Raw genomic sequence first — 2284 nt, forward strand, 5'->3', positions numbered from 1 at the left:
GCAGCGTCTGGCCGCCACCGGGGGGGCGACCGGGCGGCTTGCACTTGGCGCGCGTGAAAGGCAGCCTCTCAGCCTCTCAGCCTCTCAGCCTCTCAGCCTCTCAGCCTCTCAGCCTCTCAGCCTCTCAGCCTCTCAGCCTCTCAGCCTCTCAGCCTCTCAGCATTTTGCTTTGTTTTTAATAGCGCGTGGCGCACGCTGAATAAGCGCTAGCGCGGTAAAACACCAAAAATCGGCCTGCCACGGCCGTCCTCAGCGCCGCGACGACACCACGATGCCGCCCACGATCAGCGCAAACGCCGCGGCGTGGTACGCGCGGGGAGCCTCGCCCAGAAAGGCGGCCGACAGCAGGGCCGCAAACAGCGGTGTCAGGTTGGAAAAGAACCCCGCCACGGCCGGCCCGGCTCGCTGCACGCCGATGCCCCAGCAGCGGTAGGCCACCAGCGCCGGGCCGATGGCGATGAACAGCAGCGCCGTCACCAGCGGCCAGCCCCATGCAATGTGGGTATGGCCCGTGGCCCACTCGGCACTGGCAAAGGCGCCCGACCAGGCCAGGCCAAACACCATCTGCCCGGTCAGGAAGGCCGCCCAGTCGCCGCGCAGGCTGGCAGGCTCGCTGGTGCGCACCAGCAGCCAGCTGTAGAACGACCACGAGATGGTGGCCAGCAGCATGAACAGATCACCCGGCACCAGGCGCAGCGCCAGCAGCTGGTTCCACTCGCCCCGGCTGAGCACCGTGAGCACGCCCGCCATCGACAGGGCCGCGCCCGCCAGTTGCTGGCGGGTGACGGCCACGCCAAAGAACAGTGCGCCCACCGCCAGCATCCACACCGGCATGCTCGAGCCCACCAGCGTCACGTTGATGGGCGTGGAAGTCTGCAGCGCCAGGTATTGCAGTGCGTTGTACAGCCCCACGCCCAGCAGCCCCAGCACGGCGAAGCGGCGCCAGTGCGGCCAGAGCGGGCTGTCCGGGCGCAGCACGCGGTGCGTGAGCGGCGCCAGCAGTGCCAGGGCCAGCACCCAGCGCAAGAAGTTCAGGGTGATGGGCGGCACCAGGTCGTGCACCAGCCGGCCCACCACGGCGTTGCCGGCCCACAGCAGCGGCGCGGTCACCAGCAGCGCCGCGGTGCCGGGCGTCAGTCGTTGAGTCATGCCTCCACTGTAAAGGGGGGCGCGCCGGCAAGGCTTGCAGATTCATGGCACGATGACAGCCGACTTGTCGCATCCATTGCAGGAGACTGTTTCCATGAGCCTTGCCGTCCAGATCCGCCAGCCCGGCGGTCCCGAAGAACTCCACCTCGTTGATGTGCCGGTGGGCGAGCCCGGGCCGGGCGAGATCCGCATCCGCCACCATGCCATCGGCCTGAACTTCATCGACGTGTACCACCGCACGGGCCTGTACCCGCTCAACATGCCCGCCACCATCGGCATGGAGGCAGCGGGCGTGGTCGAGGCCGTGGGCGAAGGCGTCACGCACCTAAAGGCGGGCGACCGCGCCGCCTATGCCAGCCAGCCGCCCGGCAGCTACTGCGAGGTGCGCGTGATGCCCGCCAAATGCGTGTGCCGCCTGCCCGACGCCATCAGCTTCGAGACCGGCGCCGCCATGATGCTCAAGGGCCTTACAGCCCAGTACCTGCTCAAGAAGACGCGCCCCGTGGAAGGGCTGGAGCACGGCGACCACGTGCTGTTCCACGCCGCCGCCGGTGGCGTGGGCCTGATCGCCTGCCAGTGGGCCAAGGCCCTGGGCCTGCAGCTCATCGCCACGGCGGGCACCGATGCCAAGTGCCAACTCGCGCTGGCCAATGGTGCGGCCCATGCCATCAACTACCGCACCGAAGACTTTGCTGCGCGGGTGAAGGAGATCACCGGGGGGCGCGGCGTGAAGGTGGTGTACGACTCGGTGGGCAAGGACACCTGGGACAAGTCGCTCGACTGCCTGCGCCCGTTTGGCCTGATGGCCAGCTTCGGCAATGCCTCGGGCCCCGTGGCGCCGTTTGCGCCGGGTGCGCTGGGTGCCAAGGGCTCGCTCTATGTCACGCGCCAGACGCTGTTCACCCACATCGCCACCCGCGAGGCCACGCAGGCCATGGCCGACGACCTGTTTGCCGTGGTGGCCAGCGGCCAGGTGAAGATCCACATCGACCAGCGCTATCCGCTGGCCGAAGTGCAGCAGGCGCACCGCGACCTCGAGGCGCGCAAGACCACGGGCTCGACCATCCTCACGCTGTGACGCAGGCGCCTGCAGCGTCTGCCGCCGACTGGCTGGCCCAGGCCCGCGTGTCGGCCT

At 68.8% G+C, this 2284-nt stretch carries 2 protein-coding genes; one reads left to right on the plus strand and one right to left on the minus strand.

Annotated features, from left to right (window positions below):
* Nucleotides 1-249: 249 nt before the first annotated feature.
* Nucleotides 250-1149 (minus strand): DMT family transporter, encoded by a 900-nt coding sequence (locus ACDELDRAFT_RS21465; RefSeq protein WP_005800465.1) that lies wholly within the window; start codon nucleotides 1147-1149, stop codon nucleotides 250-252.
* A gap of 94 nt (nucleotides 1150-1243) precedes the next feature.
* On the opposite strand from ACDELDRAFT_RS21465, the gene ACDELDRAFT_RS21470 reads away from it, so the two are divergent.
* Entirely contained in the window at nucleotides 1244-2227 is a 984-nt protein-coding gene (locus ACDELDRAFT_RS21470; protein ID WP_005800466.1) for a quinone oxidoreductase family protein, read from the plus strand.
* The last annotated feature ends 57 nt before the right edge of the window (nucleotides 2228-2284 follow it).

This window comes from Acidovorax delafieldii 2AN (assembly GCF_000175235.1).
Lineage (GTDB): Bacteria > Pseudomonadota > Gammaproteobacteria > Burkholderiales > Burkholderiaceae_C > Acidovorax > Acidovorax delafieldii_B.